The sequence below is a fragment of the Mesorhizobium sangaii genome (assembly GCF_014207355.1).
In the GTDB taxonomy this organism is placed as follows: domain Bacteria; phylum Pseudomonadota; class Alphaproteobacteria; order Rhizobiales; family Rhizobiaceae; genus Mesorhizobium; species Mesorhizobium sangaii.
The window spans coordinates 626125-651601 of sequence record NZ_JACHEF010000002.1 but is presented as its reverse complement, the minus strand read 5'-3'; the positions used below and the strand labels follow the sequence as shown (position 1 = coordinate 651601).

The window sequence follows — 25477 nt, the reverse complement described above, 5'->3', positions numbered from 1 at the left end:
TGATCGGACTCAGACACCTGGGTGATCCGACTCAGAGACCGGGTGATCTGACACAGACAGCGGGTTGCGCGGGCGGTGGTGAAGTCTATATCCTTGGGCCGGAGGTTTTTGGCGCAATGACCAAGGCAGTTGCCGAACCCAGTCTGCTGTCGCCCGCGCTGCAGTCGCTCGACATGCGTTCGCGCGACATCTTCCGGCGCATCGTCGATTCCTACCTGAAGGACGGCGAACCCGTGGGATCACGCAGCCTGTCGCGCATCCTGCCGTCCTCGCTGTCGCCCGCCACCATCCGCAACGTGATGAGCGACCTCGAACATCTCGGCCTGATCTACGCGCCGCACATCTCCGCCGGCCGTCTGCCGACGCAGGCCGGCCTGCGTTTCTTCGTCGATGCCTTCATGGAACTCGGCGACCTCTCCGACGACGAGCGCCGGACCATCGAGGCGCAGGTGCGCGCGTCCGGCTCGGGTGCGACGCTGGAACACATGCTGACCGAGGCCAGCCAGATGCTGTCCGGCATGTCGCGCGGCGCCGGCCTGGTGCTGGCCGCCAAGAACGAGGTGGCGCTGAAGCACATCGAATTCATCCAGCTGGAGCCGACCAAGGCGCTGGCGGTGCTGGTGTCGCAGAACGGCGACGTCGAAAACCGCGTCGTCGAACTGCCGGCCGGCATCACCGTCTCGCAGCTGCACGAAGCCTCGAACTTCCTCAACGCCCATATCCGCGGCCGCACGCTGGCCGAGGCGCGGATCGAGATTGCCCGCATCAAGGAAGAGACCAGGGCCGCGCTCGACACGCTGTCGCAAGATCTGGTCGAGAAGGGGCTGGCAGTGTGGGCCGGGGCCGAGAGCGGCTTGCCGGCGCGGCTGATCGTGCGCGGCCGCGCCAACCTGCTCGAAAACGTCACCGCCCAGGCCGACATCGAACTGTTGCGTCACCTGTTCGAGGATATGGAGACGCAGGACGGGCTGATCCAGTTGCTCGACCTTGCCGAACAGGGATCGGGCGTGCGCATCTTCATCGGTTCGGAAAACAAGCTGTTTTCGCTGTCGGGCTCGTCGCTGGTCGTCGCGCCCTATCGCGACAAGGATGCCCGCGTCGTCGGCGCACTCGGCGTCATCGGCCCGACCCGGCTCAACTACGCCCGCATCGTCCCCATGGTCGACTATACGGCGCAGCTGATTTCCCGCATGCTGCGTTGAACTGGGTAACCGAGGAGACGACGATGGCGCTCGAAGAATTCAAGGCCCGGATCAGCCTGTTGCTCGAGGAAATGGTCAACCAGCCCGAGGACCAGCACGAAATCCAGGAGCAGTTGCGTGAAAAACTGCAGGAAATGCGCGCCATGGGCCTGCCGCTGCCGGCCGATCTCGTCGCACTGGAAAAACGCCTCGACGACGATTTCTACGCCGCCGGCACCTGAGGCTGGAGACTGTTTCACCTCACCTCATCGTGTGAGGCGGAACCGAGGAACAAACAGGCCGTTGATTCCTTCGCGACTAGGTGGAGGGCAAAATGATCCGATTGGCCGGACTGGCGTTTCCCGCCGCACTGCTTCTCACGACGGCTGCATTGGCCCAGCAGGCGGAGCAGCCGGTGCTGAAGGGTGCGGCCGCCTTCGGCGACTGGCGTGCCGACAGGCCAGGGGTGCGCCGCCTGATCAGGCCGCAAGACCTGCCTAGGCCTTACGTCACCAAATCCGCCTCGAACGGCGCCGGCCTCGCCGACAGGCCGGCAGACGCCGAGCCGAAATTGCCGCCGGGCTTTTCGGCCGAGCTGATCGCGTCGGGCATCGACAATCCGCGCGTCGTGCGCACCGCGCCGAATGGCGACCTGTTCGTCGCCGACAGCGAAGCCAACGAGATCCGCGTCTATCGCCTTGCCGAGGGCAGCGCGAAGCCGGCGAAGGACGGCATCTTTGCCGGCGATCTCAACCAGCCCTACGGCATCGCCTTCTATCCGCCGGGCAACGACCCGCAATGGGTCTATGTCGCCAACAGCGACAGCATCGTGCGCTTTGCCTACCACAATGGTGACCTGAAGGCCGCCAATGATCCGGAAACCATCGTCGACAACATCCCTGCCAATCATCACTGGACGCGCGATATCGTTTTCTCTCCGGACGGCAAGACGCTCTATCTGTCGGTCGGCTCTGGTTCGAACGTCGCCGAGGGCATGGCAAGGGAGCCGGATGGCGGCCTCGACGCCTGGGCCAAATCGAAGCCGCTCGGCGCCACATGGGGCTCGGAAGACGGCCGCGCCGACGTGCTGGCTTTCGACCCTGACGGCAAGAATGGCCGCATCGTCGCCACCGGCCTGCGCAACTGTTCAGGCATGACCGTTCAGCCGGCGACCGGGGCGCTGTGGTGCGTCGTCAACGAGCGCGATGCGCTCGGCGACAATGTGCCGTCCGAATATGCGACTGTGGTCAAGGACGGCGCCTTCTATGGCTGGCCCTGGTACTATATCGGCAACAACGCGGATCCGCGTCACAAGGGCGAACGCCCCGATCTTGCCGGCAAGGCGACCGTCCCCGATGTGCTGATCCAGGCGCACTCGGCGCCGCTCAACATCGCCTTCTACGATGGAAAGGACTTACCCCCCGAGTCCGGTTTTCCAGCCGAGTACAGAGGCGATGCTTTTGTGGCCCTGCACGGTTCATGGAATCGCGGCAACCGAACCGGATACAAGGTGGTGAGATTGCTGTTCAAGGACGGCAAGCCGACCGGCGAGTACGAGGACTTCATCACCGGCTTCGTCGTTTCCAACGGCGAGGTGTGGGGACGACCGGTCGGCGTCGCGGTGGCCCGCGACGGTGCGCTGATCGTGACCGAGGACGGCAACGGCACCATCTGGCGCGTCACCTACAGTGGCGGCCGTTCCTGACGGTGTGGTCGCACGCCGGCGTGGTGCAATCGAATCCGGCTTCAGGGAATTCACGTCCGCCTAGCCCTGTGCCATAGGTGCCCGACACAACAGCGTCGCGCGAAAGGTCGCACCCATGACCCTTACCGGCTTCCTCGCCTATAGTGCCGCCCTCGGCATCGCCGCCGCCATTCCCGGCCCCGGCGTCACCGCGCTCGTCGCGCGGGCGCTCGGCTCCGGCTTCCGTTCGTCGCTGGCCATGTCCTTTGGCCTAATGCTTGGCGATCTCACCTATCTGACCGCCGTGGTGCTTGGCCTCGCCTTCGTCGCGCAGACCTTCGGCATGGTGTTTCTCGTCATCAAATGGCTTGGTGTCGCTTACCTTGCCTTCCTGGGCTGGCGCTTCTGGACCAGCGGCATCACGCCCGAAACGGTGGAAGCGAAGAAGGGCAAGGGCGGGCTGGTTTCGAGCTTCCTCGCCGGCCTCGCCGTCACGCTCGGCAATCCGAAGACGATGATCTTCTACCTCGCGATCACGCCGACCATCGTCGACCTAAAGACCATCACGCTGGCCGATTACGGTATTCTCGTCGCGCTGACGATCGTGGTGCTTTTGGTGGTGCTGGTGCCCTATCTGGCGCTGGCGGCCAAGGCGCGCTGGTTCCTGAAATCGCCGCGCGCGCTCAAGGCGCTGAACCGCACCGCCGCCGGCTTCATGGTCGGCGCAGCGGCGGCGATTGCCGCCCGTCAGTAGGCCCCTTTCGGCCAAATCATTCCAGGCACAGGCTCTTCCGGGAAACGCTTTTCCGGGAGCCCGATGTTTTAGACATGGGTCCCACTCGATATTTTCGACCGACAGTCTATCTTGCGCCACCGAAGGTCCTATCTTGCCGGTTGCAATGCCACTTGCCTGAAGCCCTCCATTTGCCTGAAATTCTCACTTGCCTGAAGTTCTGGGAGCGAAACCAATGAACAAGCCCGTCACCCCTGCTCGCGTGCCCGGTCGCGGCCGCGTCTACGATTCCATCACCGACACGATCGGTGACACGCCGCTGGTGCGGCTCGACAAATTCGCCAAGGAAAAGGGCATCGTCGCCAATCTCATCGCCAAGCTCGAATTCTTCAATCCGATCGCCTCGGTCAAGGATCGCATTGGCGTGGCGATGATCGAGGCGCTGGAGGCAGCCGGCAAGATTTCTCCCGGCAAGACCACGCTGATCGAGCCTACCTCCGGTAACACCGGCATCGCGCTTGCCTTCGCCGCGGCCGCCAAGGGGTACAAGCTGATCCTGACGATGCCGGAAACGATGTCGATCGAGCGCAGGAAAATGCTGGCGCTGCTTGGCGCCGAGCTGGTGCTGACCGAAGGTCCGAAAGGCATGAAGGGGGCCATCGCCAAGGCCGACGAATTGGCGGCGACAATCCCCAATGCGATCATCCCGCAGCAGTTCGAAAACCCCGCAAACCCGGAAATCCATCGCACAACGACGGCCGAGGAAATCTGGAACGATACGCATGGCGAGGTCGATATTTTCGTCGCCGGCATCGGCACCGGCGGTACCATCACCGGCGTCGGCCAGGTGCTGAAGAAGCGCAAGCCCTCGGTGCATGTCGTCGCCGTCGAGCCGGAATCCTCGCCGGTGCTGTCGGGCGGCCAGCCCGGGCCGCACAAGATCCAGGGCATCGGCGCCGGGTTCGCGCCAAAAATCCTCGACACCACGATCTATGACGAGATCGTCAAGGTGTCGAACGAGGATTCGGTCGCCAATGCCCGCCTCGTCGCCCGCCTCGAAGGCGTGCCGGTCGGCATCTCGTCGGGCGCCGCCCTGCAGGCGGCAATCGTGGTTGGCTCGCGGCCGGAGAACAAGGGCAAGAACCTCGTCGTGGTCATCCCATCCTTCGCCGAACGCTATCTGTCGACCATCTTGTTCGAGGGGTTGGGAGCGTAGGGTCTCGCTATCTCGAGAATGGAACCGGCGCGATCCTTCGCGCCGACATCAAAAGTTCCGCACCGTTCGGCCTGGCCCCCCGAAAAACCGCTGGTGGCGACCGCTATCGGCTTGAGCCGAACCTGCTTCCAGTTCAAATCGTCACTGGCCTGCGCAAAGCAGGCCGGGGAGAAATTTCATGTACAGGCTCTATACCCGTCCCGGCAGTGGCGGCTTCGTCGTCGAGGCCGCGCTGGCGCTGGCGAACGCGCCGTTCGAGCAGATCGACGTGCCGAAGGCGGATCGGCCCGATCCGGCATTTGTCGACATCAGTCCCCTGAACCAGGTTCCGGTGCTGACCTTGCCGGACGGCCGCTCGGTGACCGAATCGGCGGCGATCTGCATCCTGCTTGCCGAACGTCACCCCTATGCCGGCCTGGCGCCGCCTGTCGGCGCGCCGGCGCGCGCCGACTTCCTGCGCTGGATGGCCTTCATGTCGTCCGTGCTCTATCCGGCAATCCTGCGGCTCTACTATGCCCATCGCTACACGACCGATGCCGACGGTACGAAGGCCGTCAAGCAGGCGGCCGTCGCCGAGATGGATCGCGGCTTCGCCGTCCTCGATGGCGCGCTCGAGGGCCGCGACTGGCTGGTCGGCGACCGGATGTCGGTGGCCGACATCTACCTCGTCATGCTGGTGGCTTGGCATCCCGACGCCGACAAGGCGCGAACGGCGTGGCCGAATGTGGAACGCTTGTGGTCCGCGCTGCGCGAACATCCGCTGATGAAGACGCTCAACACGGCACATGAGATGTGGCCGGCCTGAACGGCTGCCGACGGCGAGGCTTAGTGTCTGAGGGCTGCCCGTTTTCCCTGCAGGAACCGGCGCACCGCCGGGTCGCGCTCAAGGCCGATCGCCCGGTCATAGGCGTCGATCGCCTGTGGCACCTGACCGAGCCTGGCCAGGAGACCGGCACGCGCCGCCCAATAAGGCTGATAGTCGTTGAGCCGCTTGTCGTCGCCCAGCACATAGATAGCCGCCAGCCCCGCCACAGCGCCTTCAGCCTCCGCGATCGCCACCGCGCGGTTGATCGCCACCACCGGCGATCCGGCGATAACTGACAGCGCATCGTAGAAATTGCGGATCGCGGCCCAGTCGGTCAGGCCGGTCAGCCGTCGCGCCGCATGGACGGATTGTACGGCCGCTTCGAGCTGGTAGCGGCCTATGACGCCCATGGTGGCGGCGCGGCGCAGCAGGGATTCCGCTTCCTCGATCAAGGCGGCGTCCCACTCTGCGCACTTCTGCTCGGCGAGCGGCACATACTCTCCGGCCGCATCGCGCCGCGCCGAGCGGCGTGCCTCGGCAAACAGCATCAGCGAAAGCAAGCCGAGCGCCTCCGGCTCATCCGGCATCAGCGAAGCCACCAGCCGACCGAGCCAGATGCCTTCGGTCGCCAGATTGCGGCGCTGCGTCTCGGTGCCGGCCGGATCGGACCAGCCTTCGGCGAAGGCGGCGTAGATGGCTTCCAGGACCGCGTCCAGCCGCTCGCCGAGTTCGGCCCGTTCAGGCACTCGGAACGGAATTCCGGTTTCCCGGATGCGGGTCTTGGCGCGCACCAGGCGCTGGCCCATGGTTGCAGGCGAGACCAGGAAGGCAGAGGCGATGGTAGCGGCGTCCAACCCCAGGACCGTCTGCAGGATCAGCGGCGCGCGCACACCCGATTCGATCGCCGGATGCGCGCAAGCAAACATCAGCCGCAGCCGTTCGTCGGGCAGCTCTTCGTCGGTCATGCGCGCCTCCGCCTCCTCGGCAATCAGCTTGAGATGATCGCGGCCGGCCTCGCTGGTCAGCCGGCGCCGCACCGCATCGACGCGCCGGCGCCTTGCCACGGCCAGCAGCCAGGCTTCCGGCTTTTCAGGCACGCCGGTCCGCGGCCAGCGTTCGAGCGCCTCGGCAAAGGCATCGGCCAGCGCATCCTCGGCCGCCGCCACATCGCGCGTGCGCGCCGCGAGCCAGGCGACCAGTTTGCCGTAGCTCTGCCGGGCGGCGGCCTCGGCGACCGCCCTGGCGGCATCTGACCCGACAGCCTTCATGCAGTGTATGTTGTCATGTATTCGGCCATCGGCCAGATCGGCCGCACTTCCATTGTGCCGGCGCTGGCACCGGGACAGCGTGCCGCCCACGAAATAGCCGCGTCCATGTCGGGCACCTCGATCAAATAGTAGCCGCCGAGTTGCTCCTTGGTATCGGCATAGGGGCCGTCAATCACATTGGTCTTGCCGTTGGCCACCCGTACGGTGGTTGCTATCTTCGTTGGTTTCAATCGCTCACCGGCCACGAACACACCGGCCTTCTTCATCGCTTCGGTATAGGCGCCATAAGCGGCGCTCATCTGGGTGATCGCCTCCTTGGGCGCGGCCGCCATTCCGGCTTCGCTGGAATAGATAAGAAGCAGATACTGCATGGTCTTCTCCCGTGGTTTCGAGGCCGCGTCATTGCGAGCCGGACGTATGTCGCGCGGCATCGCCCGATTTCGACAGGCTGCGGAAAAAACTTTCGGCTGCGACGGTTTTTTGCGCAAGCCGCCAACTGTTTTGTGATCGCCCGCACCGATAGAGGTGCCGTAGCCGACAATGAGACGGCTCATTCGCTGCTCCCAGAGCCGCGCTTTCAGCCCAGGAACCGCTCGCGCAGTTCGGCAGGAGGAATGCCGCAACTGTCTTTCCTACCGAACAGGGCGTAGCGGTTCTTGGCGATGCGGTCGTAAAGCCAGTTGCGCAGCGGGCGCGGCAGCAGCAACAGGACCCTGGCCGCCCGCCACGGCCAGCCGAGCTCCGCCATGACGGCAACGAGGCTGTCGAGATGCGTGAAAGCGATGCCGTCGATCAGAACGAGATTGGTCTCGTAGGTATCCGTGCGCAGCCCGTGTTGCCTGAACAGCGCTTCGCCGAACGGCGACTGCGCGGTGGCGAAGCTGAAGCGGCTTTGACGGTCGAGCCTGACCACCGTGCGCACGAAGCCGGAGCACAGCACGCAGACGCCGTCGAAGACGATCAGCAGATGGCTGCGATCGAGGGTGTCGGAGGGACGGGCGGACTTGGGTCGACTTGAATGGGGACGACTTGGATGGGGGTCGGTCACGCGGGCCTCGGCTGCTTGTGCCCTAGGACACTAAGCCAGCCGGAGGCGGTATCAAAGCCGAGGCGATATCGCACGCCGCCTGTCGGTCAGAGCGGGACGCTCGGCGCGATAGGTGGTGGCGCGGGATTCGGCGGCCGGCCGGCAGATCCGGCTATCGTGGCGGCTCTCGAAAGTCATGGTCAGCGCGCGCTCAACGAATTGCCGCGACGGGCGCTGGCCGGGCCGGGGCCGCGCATGTAGTAGCGCTCCGGCCGATAGGTCGGCGCAACGAATTCGCGGATGGCGGCGGCATAGCCGATGAGGTGCGTGAGGAAGTTCATTTTACCTGTCCCTGTCCCGATTTTCGGATGTCCCTTCCGAATTGCGGGCATCATAGCGTCGAGGCGTGAATAGTCGGTGAACACGATGTTAATATCTGGTCGAAAAGGCCTTGGTTCGTGGCCGGAATGCGGCTGATTCGGGGTCTTTCCGTGTGGTCCGTCGACATTTCTGCCAATGTGACTTTTGCATCACATATGTTTCGTTTGAATGTCGCCTGCGCGCGGTTCTGTTTCAAATCTTGCCGCGCTAGCGAAATTTTCATGCTGGGCGACGCAGCGCCGGAAATCCCAGCCTGGACAGGGATCGGTGACGGAACTGGAACAGGCTCCAGTCGTTCTGGATTTCGAGACCTGTTGCGAAGGGAATTGTCATGGCGCCGCGTCCAGCCTGGAAGGGCTATCTGAAGCTATCGCTGGTCACCTGTGCCGTCGAATTGACCAACGTCGTCACCCACGCCGAGAAGGTCTCGTTCCGGGTGCTGAACCGCAAGACCGGCAACACGGTAAAACGCGTTTACGTCGATGCGGAAAGCGGCAAGCCGTTGCGGGAGGGGGACGAGATCAAGGGCTACGAAGTCGACGACGGCGACTTCGTCCGCATCGAGGAAGACGAGATCGAGGCGGTGCAGATCGAGTCGTCGCACACGATGGCGCTCGACGGTTTCGTCGACAAATCCTCGATCCAGCAGATCTATCTCGACACCCCCTACTATGTGACGCCGGCCGACAAGGTGTCGGAAGAGGCATTTGCCGTCATCCGCGATGCGATGGCGGATAAGAAGATGGCGGGGCTGGCGCGCATCGTGCTCTACAGCCGCGAACGCCCGGTGGTGATCGAACCGCGCGGCATGGGCATGGTGCTGACGACGCTGCGCTACGACGACACGGTGCGCGAGCCGGATACTATCTTCGGCGACATCAAGGACGTGAAGAGCGACCAGGAGATGACCAATCTGGCCGAACGGATCATCGACAAGAAAAAGGCGAAGTTCGACCCCTCGCAGTTCGAGGACAAATACGAGAACGCGCTGGTGGAGTTGATCCGCGCCAGGAAGGCCGGCAGGAAGGCGCCAAAGGCCAAGGCGGAGCCCAAGCCCTCCAATGTCGTCAATCTGTTCGACGCGCTGAAGAAGAGCCTGTCTTCGGATGCCGGCTCATCGGAGGCTTCCACGCCGGCAAAAGCCAAACCGGCGGCCAAACGCACCAAGCCGAAAGCCGGCGCGTCCAAGCGCAAATCGGCCTGAGGATCAGAAACAGATGGCCAGCCTCGAACAGTATCATTCCAAGCGTGATTTCAAGAAGACGGCCGAACCGGCCGGCAAGGTCGCGCGCGGCAAGAACGCCAAGGCGGGCGGCATCTTCGTCATCCACAAGCATGCGGCGACACGGCTGCATTACGACCTTCGCCTGGAGCATGACGGCGTGCTGTGGAGCTGGGCGGTGACGCGCGGCCCGAGCCTCGACCCGCATGAGAAGCGGCTGGCCGTGCATGTCGAGGACCATCCGATCGACTATGCACCGTTCGAGGGCACCATTCCCAAGGGTGAATATGGCGGCGGCTCGGTGATCGTCTGGGACGAGGGCACCTGGGTTCCCGAAATCGACCCGGCCAAGGCCATGAAGAAGGGCCATATCAGCTTCGAGCTCAAGGGCCACAAGCTGCATGGTCTGTGGCACCTGGTGCGGCTGAAGCCGCGCGCGGGCGAAAAGCGCGAGAACTGGCTGCTGATCAAATCGGACGATGCCGCGGCGCGCCCCGGCGAGGACATTCTGAAGGAAGCGCCGGAATCGGTGAAGTCGGGCCTGACGATCGAGGAGGTCGGCGAAGGCAAAGCCGCCAAGGGCGAAAAGCCTGATGTCTGGCATTCCAACAAGCCGGCCGCCGGCAAGGCAAAGACCGGCACGCGCCTCAACTTCGTCGAGCCGCAGCTTGCGACGCTGGAGCGGGACGCACCGCCGGGCAAGGACTGGCTGCACGAGGTCAAGTTCGACGGCTATCGCATGCAGGCGCAGATTGCCGGCACGGAGGTGCGGCTGCTCACCCGCACTGGGCTCGACTGGACGGAAAAATTCGGCGGCGCGATCGCCGCGGAACTCGCCGGACTGAAATGCAGCGACGCCATCGTCGATGGCGAGATCGTCGTGCTGGCCGACAGCGGTGTGTCGTCCTTCGCACTGTTGCAGGCCGACCTGTCCGCGAAACGGACAGATCGTTTCATCTACTATGTGTTCGACCTGATGCGGCTCGATGGCAAGGATTTGCGCGGCGAGCCGCTGGTCGAGCGCAAGCAGGCCTTGCAGGACCTGCTTGGCAAGCCGCCGGAGAACCCGGCCGTCCGTTTCAGCGACCATTTCGCCGAGCCCGGAAAGATCATGCTGGAGCATGCCTGCCGCATGGGGCTGGAAGGCGTTGTCTCCAAGCGCGCCGATGCGCCCTATCGCAGCGGGCGCGGTCCGTCCTGGGTGAAGTCGAAATGCACGGCGCGGCAGGAGTTCGTCATCGGCGGCTATTTGCCGTCGGACAAGACCGGGCGCGGGCTGCGCTCGCTGCTGGTCGGCTATCACGAGGGTGGCCGACTGCATTATGCCGGCCGCGTCGGCACCGGCTTCTCGGCCAAGACGGCTACCGACCTGAAGACAAAACTCGATGCGCTGAAGGCGGAGCATTCGCCCTTCGACAAGGCCGTGCCGAAAGGCAAGGGCCTAGTCTGGGTGAAGCCCGAACTGGTCGGCGAAGTGGAGTTCCGCAACTGGACATCCGACCGTATAGTACGCCATGCATCGTTCCAGGGATTGCGCGAGGACAAGCCGGCGGAGGAAGTCGTGCAGGAAAAGCCCCAGTCTGCGGCAGGGAAGTCTTCGACAGGGGAGGCTTCGACAGGGAAGGCAGGCAAGAGCCCGGCAAAGGCGAAGCCGGTATCAGGCAGCGCTGGCAAACCTGCCGGAGCGATGGCGACCAGCGTAAAGCTTTCCCACCCCGACAAGCTGCTGTGGCCCGAGGAAAAGATTTCCAAGCAGGGCCTGCTCGACCACTACGCGTTGGTGTGGCCGCGCATGGAACAGTTCATCGTCAACCGACCGCTCAGCCTGGTCAGGGCGCCGGACGGCGTCGGCGGCCCGCGCTTCTTCCAGAAACATGCATCGGCGGGCATGAGCGACAAGATCGCCCGGATGAAGGACCCGACGGACGGCGAGGAGATCCTGTTCATCCGCGATTTCGACGGTGTTGCGGCGCTGGTCCAGTACGGCGTGGTCGAGATCCACATCTGGGGCTGCACCGTCGATGCGCTGGAACAGCCGGACCAGATCATCTTCGATCTCGATCCCGATGAAGGCGTCGAGATCAAGGCGGTACGCGAGGCCGCACTCGATATCAGAGGCAAGCTCGACGAGCTGTTGTTGCCGAATTTCGTCAAGACGTCAGGCGGCAAGGGCTACCATGTCGTGATGCCGCTGAAACCATCGGCGGATTGGGATGCGGTGAAAACCTTTGCCCATGATTTTGCCAAGGCGCTGGAACAGGCCTCGCCCGACCGCTACACGGCGACGCTGTCGAAAAAGGCGCGCACGGGAAAGATCTTCGTCGACTATCTGCGCAATGGCCGGGGCTCGACCACGGTCGCGCCCTATTCGTCACGCGCCAAGATGGGCGCCACCGTGTCGATGCCGGTGACGTGGGCCGAGATCGAGGCGGGATTGGCGCCGAATGCCTTTCCGATCGGCGACAAGACGACGCTGAAGCAGCTGGCGGAAGCCGATCCGTGGGCGGATTTCTTCAAGCAAGGGAAGGTGCTCGGGCGGGGGTAGTTTCTTCCGCTGTCCCGCCAACATCTCAACCCAAAAACACCCGTTCGAAGGCCTGCTTGCCCGGCGGTGAGAAGATGACGGCACGGCTGTCCTTCTCGCGGCGCGCCCATTTTTCGGCGAGGATCTTGTCGAGGATGGCAGCGCCCAGCGTGCCGGCGAGGTGCGAACGGCGCACGCTCCAGTCGAGGCAGGCGCGGCAGACCGGCCGGCGCGGCTTGGCGTCGAGATCGATGCCGATGGCGGCGAAATGCGGTGCCGCCGACGGCCCGAGCCTGATCTCCTTGTCGTCGCGCAGCAGGATTTCCTTCTCGACAAGACGGTCGAGCATCGCCACCGCCTGCTCGCCGGCGAGGTGGTCGTAACAGACACGCGCCACGCGCATAGCGCCGTCTCGCGGGCCCGGCCGCACGCGCTTTGGGCCAACGGCTTCCGCAACACCGGTTATGGCCTCGATCATGCCCGCCACCTGCGGTCCGGCGAGGCCGTAGTAGCGATGCCTTCCCTGGCTCGCCAGCGTCAGCAGTCCGCCCTCCATCAGCTTGGACAGATGCGAGCTCGCCGTCGGCAGCGACACGCCGGCCTCGAGCGCCAGTTCGCTCGCGGTCAAAGCCGTGCCGCCCATCAGCGCGTTGAGCATGTTTGCCCGCGCCGGGTCGCCGACCAGGCTGGCGATGCGGGCGATGTCCGGTCCTTCACGCATAGTTCGTTCCTCATCGAAGCATTCTTGTCAGATAAGCATTATTCTCCGAGCAGATCAAGGAGACGACGATGACAACCGCTTCCACTTCCGCACCGCTCCCCAGCCGCCGATCGTTCCCGTTCGTCACCTGGATCCGTTCGCGGCTGCTGGCCCGGTGGCACGACCGCCATGTGCAGCGCCTCGACCTTGCAGAGATCGACGACCACCTGCTGCGCGACCTCGGCCTGACGCCGGAAGACGTGCGCCGCGAATGCGCGAAATCCTTCTGGCGGGCATGACCCGCAAGGGAATTGCCTAGCAGATCAGCCCTAGGGATGCTTCGACCTCGCTCGAAATGTCGCCGCAAGAAGAAATCAACCCGCCAAGGAAACCATCATGACCATCACCTGCTTCATCCGCTATGAAATCGACCCGTTCGGCAAGGCGGCCTTCGAGGAATATGCCCGCAACTGGGGCCAGGTCATTCCGCGCTGCGGCGCCGACCTGATCGGCTATTTCGCGCCGCATGAGGGCTCGGCGACGACAGCCTACGCCGCCTACAACATCGACAGCCTGGCGGCCTACGAGGCCTATCGCGCCCGGCTTGCCGCCGACCCCGCCGGCAAGGCAAACTATGAGTTCGCCCGCCGTGAAAAGTTCATCCATAGGGAGGATCGCATGTTCCTGAAACTGGCTTCCGGCCCGCACGCGAAACTGGTGCTGCCGTGATCGCCGTCATCTTCGAGGTCGAACCGGCGGCAGGCCGACGCGATGCCTATCTCCGCATCGCCGCTGACCTGCGCCCTCTGCTCGACGGCATCGACGGGTTTGTCTCGATCGAGCGCTTCCAGAGTCTCTCCGACCCGAACCGCATCCTGTCCTTGTCGTTCTGGCGCGACGAGGAGGCGGTCAAGGCCTGGCGCAACACCGAGGAGCACCGGCAGGCGCAGAAGGCCGGCCGTGGCGGTATCTTTGCCGGCTACCGTCTGCGCATCGCCCATGTCGTGCGCGACTACGGGCTGACGGAAAGGGCCGAGGCGCCGGCGGATAGCCGGGCAGTGAATGGGTGAAGGTTAGTGGGCAGGTGTCGGCGTTGCCCCTCATCCGCCTGCCGGCACCTTCTCCCCGTAAGGGACGGGGAGAAGGCAAGCGCTCCAACGCTGGCGACCCCCTCTCCCCGTTCTTCACGGGGAGAGGGTAAGGGTGAGGGGCGGCGCCGACCCCTGTCGTCTAATTACGCATTCCCGATCAGCACGCCGGCCGCGAACACCAGCGCGCCGCCCAGCACCACCTGGAAGGCGGCACGCAGGAAGGGCGTCTGCATGTAGCGGTTCTGGACGAAGGCGATCGCCCACAATTCGAAGAACACCACCACCGCGGCGACCGCCGTCGCCGTCCAGAACTGCGGGATGAGATAGGGCAGCGCGTGGCCGAGCCCGCCGAGCGTCGTCATGATGCCGACGGTGAGGCCGCGCTTGATCGGCGAGCCGCGGCCCGACAGCTTGCCGTCGTCGGACGCGACCTCGGTGAAGCCCATCGAAATGCCGGCGCCGATCGAGGCAGCGAGCCCGACCAGGAGCGTCTGCCAGGTGTCATGGGTGGCAAAAGCCGCGGCAAAGATCGGCGCCAGCGTCGACACCGATCCGTCCATCAGCCCGGCCAGCCCCGGCTGCACATAGGTGAGGATGAACTGGCGCTGCTCGGCAACGGCCTCTTCGTCCTTCACTTCGCCCGGCACATGCTTTTGTTCCAGACGCTGCGCCAGCGTTTCGTGACCCTGCTCGGCCACCGCCAAATCGTCGAGCAGTTTCCGGGTCGAGGCATCGGTGGTGCGCTTGGCCGCCTCGACGTAGAACAGATAGGCGCGCCGTTCCATCGCCTCGGCCTGGCTGCGCACATGCTCGATGCCGAGCGGCCTCACCAGCCAGTCAGGCTTGCGCTCGAAGTAGCCTTTCACATGTTCGCGCCGGATCAGCGGAATGCGATCGCCGAAACGCTTGCGGAAAAGCTCGATCAGCGAGTCGCGATGGCCATCCTCTTCCTCGGCCATCTCCTCGAACACCTTTGCCGATTGCGGAAAGCTTTCCGCCAGTCCGTCGGCGTAGCCCCGGTAGATGCGCCCGTCATCTTCTTCGGACGAAATGGCCAGTGCCAGGATCTCCTGTTCGGAGAGCGATTCGAAGGGACGACGGCCGAAACCGAAAACACGGGAAAGCATGAGGAATTCACCCTAGTTTAGAACGGTTCTAAACTAGGGTTTGATGTGCCCCAGGTCAATGCGCGCCTGGGTCGCGGTCAACAATTGTTGAAGCCCGCGCGCGAGCCGCACCCTTCATTATCAGCGAATGTTCACCTATATTCGGCGCGAAGCCAAGGAAAAGGAATCCGCAGATGACGGCAAAACAGCCTCCGCACAACTATGACCCCAAGCCCGTTCTCGATCTCATCGCCAGCATCGAGGCCGATCTGCAGCGCCTGAAAGGCCTGGTCGAGCAGCAGGTCGAGAAATTCGACCCGGCCAATCCGCACAACAAGGCCCCGGACGGCAAGTTGACAGAAGAGGGCGTCGAATGCTGCTACCGCATGTTCGATGAAGGCAAGTCGCGCTATTCGGTCGCCCAGCAGATGAAAATCTCCTTCGCCGCCGCCACGCATCGGTTCAACAGCTGGCGCAAGCTGGGTGGCACCAGGCGGCAGCGGGCGTTGTTGGGATAAGTGCCGGTTGGCCGCACGGCACAAACGCCGGCAAGACTCCCCAACCTTGTAACCGTCACATTTTTTCGTTGGTGTCGCGCGGCCGTTTCCGTGCACCATGGCCGGACCATTTTTTCGCAGGATCCGCCATGACCACCCCTCCCGGCATAGAAGACATCCACCACGCCGCCGCCCGGCTTTCCGGCCTGATCGTCGAAACGCCGTTGATCGAATCGCAGGAGTTGAACAGGCGCTATGGCGCCCGCATCCTGTTCAAGCCGGAGACGCTGCAGCGCACCGGCTCTTTCAAGTTCCGCGGCGCCTACAACAAGCTCTCCTCACTCAGCGAGGAGGAGCGCAGCCGTGGCGTGGTCGCCTTCTCGTCAGGCAACCACGCGCAAGGCGTCGCGGCGTCGGCGGCGATGTTCGGCGTCAAGGCGGTCATCGCCATGCCGGCCGACGCGCCGGCGATGAAGGTCGGTAATGTCCGCAAGATGGGGGCGGAAGTGGTGCCGTTCGACCGCTTTGGCGACGACCGCATGACCGTGGTGCGCCCCTACATCGAGAAAGGCATGGTGCTGGTGCCGCCCTTCGACGACCCGGCCATCATCGCCGGCCAGGGCACGATCGGCCTCGAAATTATGCGCCAGGCGAAAGCGCATGGCGTCAGCCTCGACGCGGTGGTCATCCCTTGCGGCGGCGGTGGCCTGTCGAGCGGCATTTCCGTCGCCGTCAAGGACGCCTCGCCCAGCACTTCGGTCTGGGCGGTGGAACCCGAATATTTCGACGACACCCGCCGTTCGCTGGCCGCCGGCGCCAGGGTTTCGAACGAGCCGGGTCACAATTCGATCTGCGATGCGATCCTGACCGCCGAGCCCGGCGTGATCACCTTCGAGATCAACCGCAGAAACCTAGCCGGGGCCATCGCCGTCTCCGACAAGGCGACAGGCCAGGCGATGCGCGACGCCATGGCCTACCTCAAGCTGGTGGTCGAACCCGGCGGCTGCGTCGCGCTGGCGGCACTGTCATCGGGCGAGATCGAGCTCACCGGCAAATGTGTCGCCGTGGTGCTGTCCGGCGGCAACGTCGATTTCGGCACCTATGCCGAGATCATGGCGGCGGCGTAGGCGAAGAACGCGGCCGCGCAGGGTGACAGCCGCAGTGATCCTTCCCACCCCCCTCTGTCCTGCCGGCCTCCAAAACCTCCGCAAGAGCCCGTACGCCACCGGCGCGGCGTCTAATCCAGCGTCCGCCTGAACCGGACCAGCGCGACGCCGGCAAACAGCGCCACGAACACCACCAGCCAGCCGATCTCCGTCGCCACCGCCGGCAGTTCGGCGCCCTTCAGCATCACGGCGCGGATGATGCGCAGGAAGTGCGTTAGCGGCAGGATCTCACCGAACGCCTGCGCCCAGCCGGGCATGCCGCGATAGGGAAACATGAAGCCGGACAGCATGATCGACGGCAGGAAGAAGAAGAAGGTGAGTTGCAGCGCCTGCATCTGCGTGCGCGCGATGGTCGAGATCGTGTAGCCGAGCAGCACCAGCGCCAGCACGAAGATCAGAACGGCGGTCAACAGCAGCGACATCGACCCGGTGAAGGGGATGGCGAACAAGAGCTTGGCAGCCGCTAGCACTACCACCACCTGCACGCCGCCGACCGCCAGATAGGGCAGCACCTTGCCCATCATGATCTCGAGCGGGCTGGACGGCATCGCCAGCAGGTTCTCCATGGTGCCGCGCTCGGTTTCGCGGGTCAGCGCGATCGACGTCATCATCACCATCGTCATCTGCAGGATGACGCCGAGCAGGCCGGGCACGATGTTGTACTGCGAAATGCCTTCCGGGTTGTAGCGCCGGTGCACCACCACTTCGAGCTGCCCAAGGGCTGCCTCGGCGGCCGCCTCCTGCATGCCGCGCGCCCTGAGCAGCGCCTGGCTGGCGACGGTGCCGAGCGTCGAGATGGCGCCGCTGGCGACGGCCGGGTCGGTGGCGTCGGCCTCAATCAGTATCTGCGGGCTGTCGCCGCGCTCGACCCGGCGGGCGAAATCCGCGGGGATGGTGACGACGAAGGCGACATCGCCGCGCGACATCAGGAATTCCGCATCGGCCGCACTTTGCGAGACATGGTCGAAACGGTAGTAGCCGGTTGTCTGCAGGGCCGAGACCATGGCGCGCGTGTAGGGGTCGCTGCTCGTCGCCACAAGCGCGGCAGGCAGGCTCTTCGGGTCGTTGTTGATGGCATAGCCGAACAGCACCAGCTGCATCAGCGGCACGCCGAGCATCATGGCGAAGGTGATGCGGTCGCGCCGCATCTGGATGAACTCCTTGATCAGCAGCGCGCCAAGCCGGGCGAAGGAAAAGACGCTGTTCATGCCATGTTGTCCTTCGAGCCGGACATGAACTGGATGAAGACGTCCTCGAGGCTGGTTTCGCCCGGCGCCACCGTCACGCCCGTGTGCTCTTTCTCGACATCGGCGAGCGCAGCTTCCAGCTTCTTCCTGTCCGAACCGACGACATGCAGCGTCGCGCCGAACGGCGCCACCTGGTCGACCCCAGGGCGGCCCTGAAGCGCTTCAGCCACCTGGCCGAGCCGCGGGCCCTGCAAGATGAAAGTGGTCAGCCCGGCATTTTTCACCACCTCGGCGACGGTGCCGGTGGCCAGCATCTTGCCGTAGGAAATGTAGCTGATGCGGTGGCAGCGCTCGGCCTCGTCCATGTAGTGGGTGGAGACCAGCACGGTCAGCCCGCCGCCGGCGAGGCGATGGATCTCGTCCCAGAACTCGCGCCGCGCCTTCGGATCGACGCCGGCCGTCGGCTCGTCCAGCAACAACAGCTTCGGCTTGTGCATGATGCAGGCGGCCAGCGCCAACCGCTGCTTCCAGCCGCCCGACAAGGTGCCGGCCAGCTGGTTGCGGCGCGTCGTCAGGCCGAGTTCCTCGAGCGTGCGGGCGACATGCTCCTCGACCGGCCTCAGCCGGTAAAGCCGCGCCACGAATTCGAGATTCTCGCCGATCGTCAGATCCTCGTAGAACGAGAATTTCTGCGTCATGTAGCCGACTTCGCGCTTGATGCGCAGGCTCTCGGTGCGGATGTTGAAGCCGAGCACCGTGCCATCGCCCTCGTCGGGCGTCAGCAGGCCGCACATGATGCGAATGGTGGTGGTCTTGCCCGAACCGTTGGGGCCGAGAAAGCCGACGATCTCGCCTTCGGCGACGGTCATCGTCACATGGTCGACGACGGTCTTGTCGCCAAACCGCTTGACCAGGCCATGGACGTCGATGGCGTTCATTTTCCGCCGTCCGCGAGATCGACATCGACGATCTGGCCCGGCTGCAGCGGGCCGGCATCGCCCTCCGGCCGTGCCTCGACCAGATAGACCAGCTTCTGCCGGTTCTCCAAGGAATAGATCACCGGCGGGGTGAATTCGGGATCCGGCGAGACGTAGCTGACCCGTGCCTTCACGTCCGGGCCGCAACCGTCGCAGTGGACGCCGAGCAAGGTGCCGACCTTGACCGAGGAAAAGGCGGCTTCCGGGATGTAGACGCTGAGTTTTACCGCGCCGTCGGGCAGGATCGAAATGACCGGCGCGGTCGGGCCGGCGGTGTCGCCCGGATTGCGGATGACGTCGTTGACGCGGCCCGTCGACGGCGCCGCCAGCACCCGCTTCGACAGGCGCCACCGCGCCTGCTCCAGGGTCGCCTGCGCCTGCTTGACCTGGTTGTCGGCGGCCTTGATCGTCTCCGGGCGCGCCGGCAGGCCGCCGACAGCGAGATTGGCATTGGCCTGGCCGACCTGGGCGTTGGCTGTCTCCAGCGTCGCCGAGGCGGTGTCGAAATCGGCCTGCGTGCCGGCGCCGCGCTTGAACAGATCGGCGGCGCGGTCGTATTTGCGCTTGGCGTCCGCGGCCTGCGCGCTGGCCATGTCGACCTCGGCCTTGAGCACCGCGATCTCTTCCGGGCGTTTGCCGATCTGCAGGTCGGCCAATTGCGCCTGGGCCTGGGCAAGGCCGGCCTCGGCCTGGGCGACCGCGATCTTGGCGTCGGCGCTTTCCAGCGTCACCAGGGTCGTGCCGGGTGTGACACGATCGCCGCGCTTGACGGTGACGGTCTCGACCTGCGCCACCTCGATCGGCGCCAGCAGCACATAGTCGCCCTCGACATAGCCGACGGCCAGCGGCGCTGCCGGTGCACAGGCGCTGAAAAGCTGCGCGGCGAGCGGCAGCGAACACAGAAAGCTCATGGTCTTTGCCCCTTCATCCCTGCACCTTGCGGGCGGCCAATATGGCCCTGAGATTGCCCGACGTGACCGCCACCACCTTGGCCGCCTCGGCGGCGCCAATGTCGTTCCAGCCCATGCGGCGCATCACCGCCTCGCGGCCGATGCGGAAATAGATGACCTGGCCGATCAGCGTGAACACGGTGAGCCTCGTGGCCTCGCTTTCGGCCGGCTCCCCGGTCGCCTGCTCCCAGAGCTGGCACAGCCTGCGGTGCGTCGGCTCGAACACGCCGTCATAGATGCGGTCGAGCGCTGCCGTCGGATGCGAAAGCTCGCGCAACACGAACTGCACGATCTCGCCGGCCTGCGGACTGGCCACGACGAAGCCGACCATTCGCTCCAGCGCCGCGAAGAGCAGCGCTTGCGCCGCCTCCGGACTGGCCGGTCCCGGCGCAGGTGCCTGCACATTGCCGAGCGCCTGGCCGGCAACCGCCTGGATGGTCTCGACGATAAAGTCGGCGGCGGCGGCGCGAAGGCCCTCCTTGCCGCCGAAATGATAGGCGATCGAGCCGATATTGGCTTGCGCCTCGGCCGCGATCTGGCGCGTCGAGGTGCCGTCGAAACCCTGCCGTCCGAACAGTTTCAGCGCCGCATGGACGAGAGCCGAGCGCGTCATCTCGGCGGGTGACGTCTCGCGACGGGGACTTCCGGTGTCGGGCAACTTGATCATGAGCGCACTTTAATCAATCGATTGATTAAAGTCAATCAATGACTCAAACTTGTGTATGCGACCATCTTGCCACGGCCGTCTGTTAACGCTTTAGTGCGCGGCCATGGGCAAGGAAGTCGAACGTAAATTCCTGGTCTCCGGCACAACATGGCGGGATCTGGTCGAGGCGGATATCCGCATTCGCCAGTTCTATCTTGCCGCGACCCCCGGTCGAACCCTGCGCATCCGCATCAGCGACGACGCTTCCGCCAAGCTGACGCTCAAATTCGGCAGCAGGGCGCGCGTGCGCGACGAATTCGAATATCCGATCCCGCTGGCGGAGGCCAAGGAGATGCTGGCCTTCGCGCTTGGGCGTGTCATAGAGAAGACACGCCACCATGTTAGGCATCGCGGCTATCTCTATGAGGTCGATGTCTTTGGCGGCCCGCTTGCGGGACTTGTGGTCGCCGAACTTGAGACGCCGGAGGACGTGCCGGCCGAAATGCTGCCTGACTGGCTCGGCCGCGAGGTCACTGGCGAGCCTGAATTTTACAACGCGTCGCTCGCCCTCGGGGGGATTCCGGAGATCGCCGCATGAGTTTTCGCATCGATCCGCGCCTGCCACTGACCGGCGAGGTCAGGCGTATCCTTGCCGAGGAAATCGGCAAGGCACTGGCCCATCTTGACGCCGCGCGCAGCCGGCCGGAACAGGGGCTGCACAAATGCCGCAAGCGGCTGAAAAGCACGCGCGCTTTATTGCGCCTTGTTCGTTCCGGTGACGAAACATTCTGCGAGACCGAGAACCAATGCTATCGCAACGTGGCGGGCCTGCTTGCCGGGCCGCGCCAGGCGACGGCGCTGATCGAGACCATCGACCGGCTGGCGGCAGGCTTTCCCAAGGAGAGCGCCGACGACGGGCTGGCGGCGGTGCGCGACAGGCTGATCGCCCGCCAGCATGAATTGCACGAAGGCCCGGGGCTCGACGCGGCAATTGCTGCTGCCACCGCCGCTTGCGAGGAAGGCCTGCACCGGATCGAAACCCTCACTCTGCCCGATCAGCCGGAACAGGCCGCCGATGTGCTTGCCGAAGGCGCCCGCAACACGTTGCGCCGGGCCAGGAAAGCGCTCGACAAGGCCGGATCGCGCGGCGCGGCCAATGATTTCCACGATCTGCGCAAGGCGGCCAAGACGCACGGCATGCATCTGTCACTCCTCGGCAGGCTATGGCCGACGCCGATCAAGGCAAGGCGCAAGGCGGTCGACGCACTGGGTGAGCGGCTGGGCGACCTGCATGATCTGTTCGTCATGCGCGACCTGCTCGAGGCCGATGACCGTCCGCTCGGACCGGCCGAAGACACCAGGCTCCTGGGCAAGCTTCTGAAGCGGTCGGAAAAGCAGCTGAAGAAGTCCTGCCTGGCCGAGGCAGCCGAGCTGTTCGGCGACAGTCCCAAACGCTCGACACGCAAACTGGCCCGCAAGGCGCGCGGCGATCTGGCCGAGGCGGCCCAAGACGATCTTATCGCAACCACCGGCTGACCGAGCTGTCCTCTCCCTTCTCCCCTCGTGGAGGGGAGCTGACGTCGGCGCAACCACCCTCCCGCTGGAACCCAGCGCCTGCCCGTGCTAATCGGCATTTGGCATGACCGAGCTCAGAGACACCCTTCTGGATCGACTTGGCCGCCGGCTCGCCGGCGCGCTGCAGGAAGAGTCTTCCGGCTACGAACCCTATACCCCGTCCGATGCCGAGACGCTGCGCCGTGCGCTGGAGCCCGGCGACATCCTGCTGATCGAGGGCAACCAGAAGATCTCGGCGGTGATCAAGTACCTGACCCAGTCGACCTGGTCGCATGCGGCCCTTTATGTCGGCGACGCGTTGCCCGAGCCGCAAGACGGAACGGAGCGGCCGCGGCTGATCGAGGTCTCGATGGGCGAAGGCTGCGTGGCCGTGCCGCTGTCGCGCTATCGCACCTACAACACCCGCATCTGCCGGGCGAGCGGCCTGGCGCCGGAGGACCGCGACAGGGTCGTCGCCTTCATGATCGGCAAGCTCGGCCTGAAATACGATCTCAAGAACATCCTCGACATGCTGCGTTACTTCCTGCCGGCACCGCCGGTGCCGGTGCGCTGGCGCCGTCGCATGCTGGCATTCGGCTCCGGCGACCCGACACGGGCCATCTGTTCCTCGCTGATCGCCGAGGCCTACGGCCAGATCCGCTATCCGATCCTGCCCGAAATCACCCGCGCGCCCGGCCGTGCTTCGGCGCAGTCCAACTATTCACGCAGGGAAATCCTGCATATCCGCCACCACTCGCTCTACACGCCGCGCGATTTCGACCTGTCGCCCTATTTCCGCATCGTCAAGCCGACGCTGGAATATGGTTTCGACTACCGGGCGGTGACGTGGGACGACAAGGCAAGCTCAGACGCCGCAGCCGCAAAGGCTGGGGCAATCGCCTCAGACACGTGATGGACATGCCCCTTATGGCGCGGCCCACCGCCATCCAGCCGGGATGCAGGCGTTTCACATGGCGGCCTACATTACGCCGAAACCGCACCCTGGTTTTCGGCTCTATGTTCGATCCAGACATGGACCGGTTCGTCCCGGCCCCGGATGCTCACCGGTCCATGATCGCGCGCATTCAACTGTGTCGTGGGCGATTCCGCCTTCGCGGCGTCAATCAGTCCTGACCCAAAGCAAATATTCGCCCGGAGCTCACGGCATAGTGATTGCAAACGGCTGGCGACGTTGACGGTGTCGCCAACCACCGCGAAGGACAGATTGCGCTCGCTGCCGACCGCGCCGATGACAACTGCGCCATATTGTGCACCGATCCGAACGTCCAGCGGCGGGTATCCCCTGGACACCCGCTGTACATTCCAGTCTTCGAGAGCGGCGACCATCGCTTCAGCGCACTGGATGGCCCGAGTCGCGTCGTCATGGCTGGCTTGCGGAACCCCGAATGTCGCCATGATGCAATCGCCGATATAGTTATCGACGGTGCCATGGTGGTCGAAAACGACCTGTTCCATGCGACGGTGGAACTGACGCAGAAGTTCGAACACTGCTTCGGCCGGATGATCCTCGGAATAGTGTGTGAAGCCGACGATGTCGGCGAACAGCACCGCGATATCCTGCCGGCGGACCGGGCCGAAGGGCTCGTCATCGGTGGCGAGCTGGTCGACGACATTGGGCGAAAAATGCCGGGCGAGATTGGCGCGGGCGCGCTCTGCCTTCACATAGTCTTCCGACAGATGTCGGGAACGAAAGACGACCAGCGCCATGATCGCGCCGATAATCAGCACAACCAACACGTTGGTCGCCTGCGCAAATGTATCGACGAAATTGGGGTTGAGATAAAGGTTCAGTCGCTCTGTCATCGGCAGCGAATAGAGGTTCGTCGCCGGAATGACGGTTCCCGGATGATAAATCACCCATCCCACCCCGATCGCCCATGTCAAGGCCGCGAGCGCGCCAAGATAGAGCGCCAATCATGTCGAAAGGGTCAGCGCGCCAAGGCATACGAAAATCAGCAGGAATTTGAAGCTGCCCTCGCGCAGTTGCATCGCGGCCGGCGCGACCTCCAGGGAAAACGGGTTGGGCGTTACCAGCAGAACGGTCAACAGAATGATGTCCAGCGTACCGACGAGGTAACCGATCCACCATCGCGCCGTGCGACGGCGCGCAAAGAGAAACTGGATCAGGCCGATGAGCTGGAACAGCACGAGGCCCGTCAGCACGAAGAGCAGCGAAGCATCCCAGCGGCTGATCAATGAAAAGAAGCAGGCGATCACAGCGAGCGATGCCGTACGCGCCCAGAACTGCAATGCAGCACCCTGGCGTTCTGCGCGCGCCCGCAAATTTTTCAGGCGCGAATGGCGGCGAAGTTCAAGTGTTGGCGCGGTCGGCATAGGATCACTTCGATTTCACGGGGGACGTGCCACGCATTCGGCAAACCCGCCCTCTACAGTCTGACAAATCAGTGCGCGAACTCTATCATGAATGTGATTTCATTCTGAAACGAGGCTGCAGAGAGCTATAATATCCGGAAAAAAGATCATGGTGAAAACCGAAGCAGGACAGGCGGAACTTCCCTGTTCAGGTCACCAAAAAACCGCAGCGCCCGGCGTTATTCTCTGCATGGATGCGTTCGGCCGGCGCTGGGCGGCATGGCGGAACGCTTGGCTGCAGAGGGCTATACCGTGTTGGTGCCGGATCTGTTCTATCCCAACGCGCCCTATCCTGCTCGGGATGATTGGCCGTGTCAGGCCGGTAACGGGCGGCGTCCCTTTGCAGGGGCGGCGGGCCGATCGAACGCTCCGGCATCGCGCGGATGCGGCCCAATCGGCATGATCGCCGGAAACGGTGTTGCACCAAACGCGAACGTCCATTTGTAGCCGACCAATCCATCCTCCGGCGTGGTGTGCTGGTCGTGGTGGGCAAGCAATTTGACACGCCCGGCGAGCTCCTCCGCCTCGCGCCGCACCATCTCCGCCGTCTCCGGCCGCATCCGCCTGGAGAAGCTGACGAAGGTTGCTTCCCGCTCGAGATGGGTGATGGCCCAGCCGATGAAATTCTTGTTGGTCATCTCGAACAGCGGCCTCAGCGGCCCTTCGAAATTCCACTGGATCGGCGTCTCGACCAGCAATCTTGCCGTGAGACCCCGGCCGAGGGCGATCAGACCGAGTTCCTCCAGATCGCGCAGATAGAGGAACATCGAGGCCTCGCTCAGGCCTTGCGAGCGCATGATGCCTTCGGGGGTGAATTTTTCCGACAGCATGACGAAGATGAACAGCAGCGCCGGCCGGCCGGCGAGCTTGCGCTCGATGTCCGGCGCGATGTGGTTGACCGGCCCCGGCCCGCGGTTCATCGAGCCGAGCACGTTTTCCAGTTCGACGCCGGCAGCCGTGCAGATCTCCATCAGCCGGTCGAGCTTGCAGTTGCGCTCGTGGAAGATGCGCTTCACCGTCGGTTCGGAAACGCCCATGCGTTCGGCAAGCTGGCGATAGGTGACGCCCTTGGCCTTCAGCGTCCGCTTCAGTGCCTCGAAGATCAGACCGTTCATCGGATGCACCTCTTGCCGGCAGTTTGGTATCGATTTACGATACTAGCGGTAAT

Annotated in this window: 29 protein-coding genes; 16 read left to right on the top strand and 13 right to left on the bottom strand. The window is 64.3% G+C overall.

What is annotated here, in order from left to right; all coding sequences use genetic code 11:
- Window positions 1-116 precede the first annotated feature (116 nt).
- The 6 genes from hrcA (at window position 117) to HNQ71_RS12240 (ending at window position 5619) form a co-directional block, all read left to right on the top strand.
- Entirely contained in the window at window positions 117-1202 is a 1086-nt protein-coding gene (hrcA, locus tag HNQ71_RS12265) for a heat-inducible transcriptional repressor HrcA (RefSeq protein ID WP_184872827.1), read from the top strand.
- 23 nt (window positions 1203-1225) lie between these two features.
- Window positions 1226-1423 (top strand): hypothetical protein, encoded by a 198-nt coding sequence (locus HNQ71_RS12260; RefSeq protein ID WP_095084361.1) that lies wholly within the window; start codon window positions 1226-1228, stop codon window positions 1421-1423.
- 92 nt (window positions 1424-1515) lie between these two features.
- Window positions 1516-2886 (top strand): PQQ-dependent sugar dehydrogenase, encoded by a 1371-nt coding sequence (locus tag HNQ71_RS12255; RefSeq protein WP_184872826.1) that lies wholly within the window; start codon window positions 1516-1518, stop codon window positions 2884-2886.
- A 115-nt stretch (window positions 2887-3001) separates the two neighbouring features.
- Window positions 3002-3619: a LysE family translocator gene (locus HNQ71_RS12250; protein WP_184872825.1), complete on the top strand. Its 618-nt coding sequence runs from the start codon at window positions 3002-3004 to the stop codon at window positions 3617-3619.
- 214 nt (window positions 3620-3833) lie between these two features.
- Window positions 3834-4814, top strand: a complete 981-nt coding sequence (gene cysK, locus HNQ71_RS12245; protein ID WP_184872824.1) for a cysteine synthase A — start codon at window positions 3834-3836, stop codon at window positions 4812-4814.
- A 178-nt stretch (window positions 4815-4992) separates the two neighbouring features.
- The gene (locus HNQ71_RS12240) at window positions 4993-5619 is read left to right on the top strand and encodes a glutathione S-transferase family protein (protein WP_184872823.1); all 627 of its coding nucleotides are present in this window, start codon (window positions 4993-4995) and stop codon (window positions 5617-5619) included.
- A 20-nt stretch (window positions 5620-5639) separates the two neighbouring features.
- On the opposite strand, the gene HNQ71_RS12235 is transcribed toward HNQ71_RS12240, so the two are convergent.
- The 4 genes from HNQ71_RS12235 to HNQ71_RS12220 form a co-directional block, all read right to left on the bottom strand.
- The gene (locus HNQ71_RS12235) at window positions 5640-6887 is read right to left on the bottom strand and encodes an RNA polymerase sigma factor (protein ID WP_184872822.1); all 1248 of its coding nucleotides are present in this window, start codon (window positions 6885-6887) and stop codon (window positions 5640-5642) included.
- The gene (locus HNQ71_RS12230) at window positions 6884-7258 is read right to left on the bottom strand and encodes a YciI family protein (RefSeq protein WP_184873322.1); all 375 of its coding nucleotides are present in this window, start codon (window positions 7256-7258) and stop codon (window positions 6884-6886) included. The genes HNQ71_RS12235 and HNQ71_RS12230 overlap by 4 nt, the downstream gene beginning before the upstream one ends.
- Before the next feature lie 206 nt (window positions 7259-7464).
- Complete coding sequence (locus tag HNQ71_RS12225; protein ID WP_184872821.1) at window positions 7465-7935, bottom strand: DCC1-like thiol-disulfide oxidoreductase family protein; 471 nt, start codon at window positions 7933-7935, stop codon at window positions 7465-7467.
- A gap of 179 nt (window positions 7936-8114) precedes the next feature.
- Window positions 8115-8255: a hypothetical protein gene (locus tag HNQ71_RS12220; RefSeq protein ID WP_095083793.1), complete on the bottom strand. Its 141-nt coding sequence runs from the start codon at window positions 8253-8255 to the stop codon at window positions 8115-8117.
- 371 nt (window positions 8256-8626) lie between these two features.
- Between HNQ71_RS12220 and ku the strand changes: the two genes are divergently transcribed.
- Together ku and ligD are read left to right on the top strand one after the other, a co-directional pair.
- A complete protein-coding gene (gene ku / locus HNQ71_RS12215; RefSeq protein ID WP_184872820.1) occupies window positions 8627-9499 on the top strand; it encodes a non-homologous end joining protein Ku in 873 nt (290 codons plus the stop codon).
- A 13-nt stretch (window positions 9500-9512) separates the two neighbouring features.
- Window positions 9513-12062 carry a DNA ligase D gene (gene ligD, locus HNQ71_RS12210; protein ID WP_184872819.1) on the top strand — a complete coding sequence of 850 codons (2550 nt, stop codon included), beginning with the start codon at window positions 9513-9515 and terminating at the stop codon, window positions 12060-12062.
- Window positions 12063-12087: 25 nt separating this feature from the next.
- On the opposite strand, the gene HNQ71_RS12205 is transcribed toward ligD, so the two are convergent.
- Complete coding sequence (locus HNQ71_RS12205; RefSeq protein WP_184872818.1) at window positions 12088-12762, bottom strand: ArsR/SmtB family transcription factor; 675 nt, start codon at window positions 12760-12762, stop codon at window positions 12088-12090.
- 68 nt (window positions 12763-12830) lie between these two features.
- Here HNQ71_RS12205 and HNQ71_RS12200 point away from each other — a divergent pair, with 68 nt between their 5' ends.
- From HNQ71_RS12200 to HNQ71_RS12190, 3 genes are all read left to right on the top strand, one after another.
- Window positions 12831-13040: a DUF1127 domain-containing protein gene (locus tag HNQ71_RS12200; protein WP_184872817.1), complete on the top strand. Its 210-nt coding sequence runs from the start codon at window positions 12831-12833 to the stop codon at window positions 13038-13040.
- Window positions 13041-13137: 97 nt separating this feature from the next.
- A complete protein-coding gene (locus HNQ71_RS12195; RefSeq protein ID WP_184872816.1) occupies window positions 13138-13470 on the top strand; it encodes an NIPSNAP family protein in 333 nt (110 codons plus the stop codon).
- Entirely contained in the window at window positions 13467-13811 is a 345-nt protein-coding gene (locus tag HNQ71_RS12190; protein ID WP_184872815.1) for an antibiotic biosynthesis monooxygenase, read from the top strand. The genes HNQ71_RS12195 and HNQ71_RS12190 overlap by 4 nt, the downstream gene beginning before the upstream one ends.
- 164 nt (window positions 13812-13975) lie before the next feature.
- Here the strand turns inward: HNQ71_RS12190 and mbfA are convergent, their stop codons facing one another.
- Window positions 13976-14959, bottom strand: a complete 984-nt coding sequence (gene mbfA, locus HNQ71_RS12185; protein ID WP_184872814.1) for an iron exporter MbfA — start codon at window positions 14957-14959, stop codon at window positions 13976-13978.
- Between the two features lie 173 nt (window positions 14960-15132).
- Here mbfA and HNQ71_RS12180 point away from each other — a divergent pair, with 173 nt between their 5' ends.
- Together HNQ71_RS12180 and HNQ71_RS12175 are read left to right on the top strand one after the other, a co-directional pair.
- The gene (locus HNQ71_RS12180) at window positions 15133-15456 is read left to right on the top strand and encodes a hypothetical protein (RefSeq protein ID WP_184872813.1); all 324 of its coding nucleotides are present in this window, start codon (window positions 15133-15135) and stop codon (window positions 15454-15456) included.
- A gap of 128 nt (window positions 15457-15584) precedes the next feature.
- Window positions 15585-16562: a threonine/serine dehydratase family protein gene (locus HNQ71_RS12175; protein WP_184872812.1), complete on the top strand. Its 978-nt coding sequence runs from the start codon at window positions 15585-15587 to the stop codon at window positions 16560-16562.
- A 110-nt stretch (window positions 16563-16672) separates the two neighbouring features.
- Here the strand turns inward: HNQ71_RS12175 and HNQ71_RS12170 are convergent, their stop codons facing one another.
- The 4 genes from HNQ71_RS12170 to HNQ71_RS12155 are packed head-to-tail and all read right to left on the bottom strand — an operon-like array spanning window position 16673 to window position 20382.
- Window positions 16673-17809: an ABC transporter permease gene (locus HNQ71_RS12170; protein WP_184872811.1), complete on the bottom strand. Its 1137-nt coding sequence runs from the start codon at window positions 17807-17809 to the stop codon at window positions 16673-16675.
- A complete protein-coding gene (locus HNQ71_RS12165) occupies window positions 17806-18726 on the bottom strand; it encodes an ABC transporter ATP-binding protein (protein WP_184872810.1) in 921 nt (306 codons plus the stop codon). The genes HNQ71_RS12170 and HNQ71_RS12165 overlap by 4 nt, the downstream gene beginning before the upstream one ends.
- Window positions 18723-19676, bottom strand: coding sequence for an HlyD family secretion protein (locus HNQ71_RS12160; RefSeq protein ID WP_184872809.1), 954 nt, complete (start codon window positions 19674-19676; stop codon window positions 18723-18725). The genes HNQ71_RS12165 and HNQ71_RS12160 overlap by 4 nt, the downstream gene beginning before the upstream one ends.
- Before the next feature lie 13 nt (window positions 19677-19689).
- Complete coding sequence (locus tag HNQ71_RS12155; protein ID WP_184872808.1) at window positions 19690-20382, bottom strand: CerR family C-terminal domain-containing protein; 693 nt, start codon at window positions 20380-20382, stop codon at window positions 19690-19692.
- Window positions 20383-20485: 103 nt separating this feature from the next.
- Between HNQ71_RS12155 and HNQ71_RS12150 the strand changes: the two genes are divergently transcribed.
- The 3 genes from HNQ71_RS12150 to HNQ71_RS12140 all read left to right on the top strand — a co-directional run bounded on the left by HNQ71_RS12150 (window position 20486) and on the right by HNQ71_RS12140 (window position 22828).
- Window positions 20486-20959: a CYTH domain-containing protein gene (locus HNQ71_RS12150; protein ID WP_184872807.1), complete on the top strand. Its 474-nt coding sequence runs from the start codon at window positions 20486-20488 to the stop codon at window positions 20957-20959.
- Entirely contained in the window at window positions 20956-21897 is a 942-nt protein-coding gene (locus HNQ71_RS12145; protein WP_184872806.1) for a CHAD domain-containing protein, read from the top strand. The genes HNQ71_RS12150 and HNQ71_RS12145 overlap by 4 nt, the downstream gene beginning before the upstream one ends.
- A gap of 103 nt (window positions 21898-22000) precedes the next feature.
- On the top strand, window positions 22001-22828 hold the full coding sequence (locus HNQ71_RS12140; RefSeq protein ID WP_095083829.1) for a C40 family peptidase: 828 nt from the start codon (window positions 22001-22003) through the stop codon (window positions 22826-22828).
- Between the two features lie 71 nt (window positions 22829-22899).
- Here HNQ71_RS12140 and HNQ71_RS34840 read toward each other — a convergent pair whose 3' ends face one another.
- The 3 genes from HNQ71_RS34840 to HNQ71_RS12130 all read right to left on the bottom strand — a co-directional run bounded on the left by HNQ71_RS34840 (window position 22900) and on the right by HNQ71_RS12130 (window position 25424).
- Window positions 22900-23802, bottom strand: a complete 903-nt coding sequence (locus tag HNQ71_RS34840) for an adenylate/guanylate cyclase domain-containing protein (protein ID WP_343068154.1) — start codon at window positions 23800-23802, stop codon at window positions 22900-22902.
- Between the two features lie 48 nt (window positions 23803-23850).
- Entirely contained in the window at window positions 23851-24270 is a 420-nt protein-coding gene (locus tag HNQ71_RS34835; RefSeq protein WP_246461477.1) for a hypothetical protein, read from the bottom strand.
- A gap of 353 nt (window positions 24271-24623) precedes the next feature.
- Window positions 24624-25424: a helix-turn-helix domain-containing protein gene (locus tag HNQ71_RS12130; RefSeq protein ID WP_184872805.1), complete on the bottom strand. Its 801-nt coding sequence runs from the start codon at window positions 25422-25424 to the stop codon at window positions 24624-24626.
- Between the last annotated feature and the right edge of the window lie 53 nt (window positions 25425-25477).